Annotated in this window: 4 protein-coding genes; all 4 read right to left on the bottom strand. The window is 64.9% G+C overall.

All coding sequences use genetic code 11. The annotated features are described in order from the left end of the window. Window positions 1–108: 108 nt before the first annotated feature. The 4 genes from lapB to rpsA all read right to left on the bottom strand — a co-directional run bounded on the left by lapB (window position 109) and on the right by rpsA (window position 3,745). Window positions 109–1,287: a lipopolysaccharide assembly protein LapB gene (gene lapB, locus AC04L7_RS14190; protein WP_296282339.1), complete on the bottom strand. Its 1,179-nt coding sequence runs from the start codon at window positions 1,285–1,287 to the stop codon at window positions 109–111. A 4-nt stretch (window positions 1,288–1,291) separates the two neighbouring features. Beyond that, complete coding sequence (locus tag AC04L7_RS14185) at window positions 1,292–1,579, bottom strand: lipopolysaccharide assembly protein LapA domain-containing protein (RefSeq protein WP_435998794.1); 288 nt, start codon at window positions 1,577–1,579, stop codon at window positions 1,292–1,294. A 71-nt stretch (window positions 1,580–1,650) separates the two neighbouring features. Continuing rightward, window positions 1,651–1,956, bottom strand: a complete 306-nt coding sequence (locus AC04L7_RS14180) for an integration host factor subunit beta (protein ID WP_296282341.1) — start codon at window positions 1,954–1,956, stop codon at window positions 1,651–1,653. A gap of 97 nt (window positions 1,957–2,053) precedes the next feature. Next, on the bottom strand, window positions 2,054–3,745 hold the full coding sequence (gene rpsA, locus AC04L7_RS14175; protein WP_192267958.1) for a 30S ribosomal protein S1: 1,692 nt from the start codon (window positions 3,743–3,745) through the stop codon (window positions 2,054–2,056). Window positions 3,746–3,810 lie beyond the last annotated feature (65 nt).

Raw genomic sequence — 3,810 nt, 5'->3', positions numbered from 1 at the left:
CTCCCGGCTGGTCCATCAGGTTGCCACGCAGCGCATAACGGCGCGCCCACCACGTGGCGACGGCCGCACCCAGCGCGGGCAAGGCCAGCCAGACGAACAGGTCCCGCATCAGACCACCGCGTAATTCAACAAGGGCTTGACCGTGCCCCATTCCTTGCAGCTGGGGCATTGCCAGTGGTGGGTGCGGGCGCCGAACCCGCAGCGCGTGCAGCGATAGCTCGGATTGCGTACCAGCAACTGATCGGTGATGTGCTTCAGGTCGTGCAACGTGGCCGCGGGGTCTGCGCCCTCGGCCAGCGTCAGGTCGATCAGCGACGCCTCGCCGCGGACCGACGGCCGATCCTTCAGCTGGCGCGCCAGGTAGGCGCGCGCGGCGGCGACCCCCTCCTGGCGTTCGACGAGCTTCGTCAATGCGAGGACCGGCGCGATGCCACGGTAGTGCTCGCACATCTCCGAGAGGAAAGCGCGCGCGCCGGACAGGTCGCCTACCTGGTCGTAACTTTCCAGCAGGCTGGGCAGGACCTCCGGCAGGTAATCGGCATCATGGCGGGCGGCACGCTCGAACGCGCGGATGGCGGCTTCGGCATTGCCTGCATCGGTTTCGATACGCCCTTCGATGATGCCGGCACGCACGCTGCCCGCATCGGCCTGGTACGCGCGGGCGACCGCGGCCCGGGCATCGTCGATGTTGTTCGCCGTGCGATGCCGCTCGGCGAGTTCGCACTCGAACTGGGCGATCAGCTTTCCCATCGGTTCCGCAGTGACTTCCTCGTAGCGGCGCGCGTTGTCGATCGCCTTCTCCCAGTCGCGTTCTGCCTGGTAGATGCCGATCAGGTGCTTGAGCGCCTGCGGCGCGCGCTGGTCGATCCGGGCCAGGTCGGTGAAGACGGTTTCAGCACGATCCAGCAGGCCGGACCGCATGTAGTCCTCACCCAGGGCCAGCAACGCCTGGACGCGCTGCGCATCACTCAGGTCGGCACGCTGTACGAGTCCCTGGTGAAGGCGGATGGCGCGATCGACTTCGCCCCGCCTGCGGAACAGGTGCCCCAATGCGACCTGGGTCTCGAACGTTTCCTTGTCCAGCTCAGCGATGTGCAGGAACAGCTCGATCGCCTTGTCGGGCTGTTCGTTGAGCAGGTAATTGAGGCCACGGAAATAGGTGCTGGACAGGCGGCTGACCTGGGTGTCGCCATGCCGCTGGCCACCGCGTCGACCGATGATCCAGCCGCTGAGCGCGGCCAGCGGCAGGAAGAGGAAGAACCAGAACCATTCGGTGAGGAACGCCATGGGCTCAGGCACCGCCATCCGGGGGCAACGACGTTCCCGCTGCATTCGTCACGGGGGGCTGGGCGCGGGTCGCCTTCCTGAGCTTCGCGTACAGCGGCCATACCAGGGTGGCCAGCACGATGAGCCCGCCCACCACGACGCCGAGCAGGAGGGACAGCATGATGCCCACGCCGGACGACGTCTGGAATTCTGTGAACAGGAGTTTCAGCGTGATCGGCTGCGTATTGAGCACACCGATGATGAGTCCGTAGGCCAGGAACAACAGAGCGACGACCAGGCGGAACATATTCATCAGGCGACTCCTTGCAGGACGGCGCCTAGCTTAACGGAGTCGGCAGGCCACGACACGTGCCCGGCGACGTGCTACTCCCCCGCCTCTTCGATCGGGGTGACGTCGCTGACGCGYTCGCGCAGCTCCTTGCCCGGCTTGAAGTGGGGAACGTGCTTGGCCGGCAGCGCGACCGATTCGCCCGTCTTGGGGTTGCGGCCCATGCGCGGCGGACGATAGTGCAGCGAGAAGCTTCCGAAGCCGCGGATCTCGATGCGGTCGCCCTGCGACAGGGCGCCACCCATCATCTCCAGCAGTGCCTTGACGGCCAGATCCACATCCTCGGCCTTGAGGTGCGGCTGGCGTCGGCTGAGGATCTCGATGAGTTCGGATTTGGTCATCGCGTGCGGAATTCGGGCGGATGTGCYCGCGCCGGCCCGGGATTTCCGGGCCGGCGGGGAACGTTACTGCTGAGGGTCGTGCAACGGCGCGAGCCGCTTACTCGGACTTGCCACCGTCCAGCTGTGCACGCAGCAGCGCGCCCAGGCTGGTGGTACCGGTGGAGGCTTCGGCGGCCGACTTGTTGTACTCGGCCAGTGCTTCGGCCGTCTCGGCTTCGTCCTTCGCCTTGATCGACAGCTGCAGCGTGCGGCCCTTGCGGTCCATGCCGATGAACTTGGCTTCGACCTTGTCGCCGACCTTCAGGTGCTGGCTGGCGTCGTCCACGCGGTCGTAGCTGATGTCGCGCGCCATCACGTAGCCTTCGATGCCGTCGGCCAGCTCGACCGTGGCGCCCTTGGCGTCCACTTCCTTCACTGTACCTTCGACCTTCGAGCCCTTCGGATGCGCCGCCATGTACTGGCCGAACGGATCCTGCTCCAGCTGCTTCACGCCCAGGCTGATGCGCTCGCGCTCCGGGTCCACGGCCAGCACCACGGCTTCCAGCGTGTCGCCCTTCTTGAAGTTGCGCACGATGTCTTCGCCGGTAGTGTTCCAGCTGATGTCCGACAGGTGGATCAGGCCGTCGATGCCGCCGTCCAGGCCGATGAAGATGCCGAAGTCGGTGATCGACTTGATCTGGCCGGACACCTTGTCGTTCTTCTTGTGGGTGGCCGCGAAGGTCTCCCACGGGTTGGCAGCGACCTGCTTCATGCCCAGCGAGATGCGACGACGCTCTTCGTCCACGTCCAGCACCATCACCTCGACTTCGTCGCCGACCTGCACGACCTTGGACGGGTTGACGTTCTTGTTGGTCCAATCCATCTCGGACACGTGCACCAGGCCTTCGACGCCCGGCTCGATCTCGACGAACGCGCCGTAATCGGTGACGTTGGAGACCTTGCCGAACACGCGGCTGTTGGCCGGGTAACGACGCGCGATGTTGTCCCACGGATCCTCGCCCAGCTGCTTCAGGCCCAGCGAGACGCGATTGCGCTCACGGTCATACTTCAGCACGCGGACGTCCAGCTCCTGGCCGACTTCCACGACTTCGGACGGATGACGCACGCGCTTCCATGCCATGTCGGTGATGTGCAGCAGGCCATCGATGCCACCCAGGTCGACGAACGCGCCGTAGTCGGTGAGGTTCTTGACCACACCCTTCAGCACCACGCCTTCCTGCAGCTTGTCCATCAGCTGCTCGCGCTCTTCCGAATGCTCGCTCTCGACCACCGCACGGCGGGAGACGACCACATTGTTGCGCTTGCGATCCAGCTTGATGAGCTTGAACTCCAGCTCCTTGCCTTCCAGGTAGCCCGGGTCGCGCACGGGGCGCACGTCGACCAGCGAGCCCGGCAGGAACGCACGGACGTCCTTGATGTCGACGGTGAAACCACCCTTGACCTTGCCGCTGATGCGGCCGGTGATGGTTTCGTTCTTCTCCAGCGCCTGCTCCAGCTCGTCCCACACCATGGCGCGCTTGGCCTTCTCGCGCGAGAGGACGGTTTCGCCGAAACCGTTCTCGATCGAGTCGAGGGCCACCTTCACTTCGTCGCCCACGCCCACGTCGATTTCGCCGGCGTCGTTCCGGAACTGTTCGATCGGCACGATGCCTTCGGACTTCAGGCCGGCGTTGATCACCACGACGTCGTTGCGGACTTCCACGACGACGCCGGTGACGATGGCGCCCGGCTTCAGCTTGGCCAGTTGGGTCTGGCTCTGTTCAAACAGTTCGGCAAATGATTCGGTCATTGGAAAAAATACTCGGTTGATAAAACAGACCTGCGCACGGACGTGCACAAGGTCCACCCGTTGTC

The sequence above is a fragment of the Pseudoxanthomonas sp. LjRoot204_2 genome, from assembly GCF_056175765.1.
This window is presented reverse-complemented; position numbering and strand designations above follow the sequence as displayed.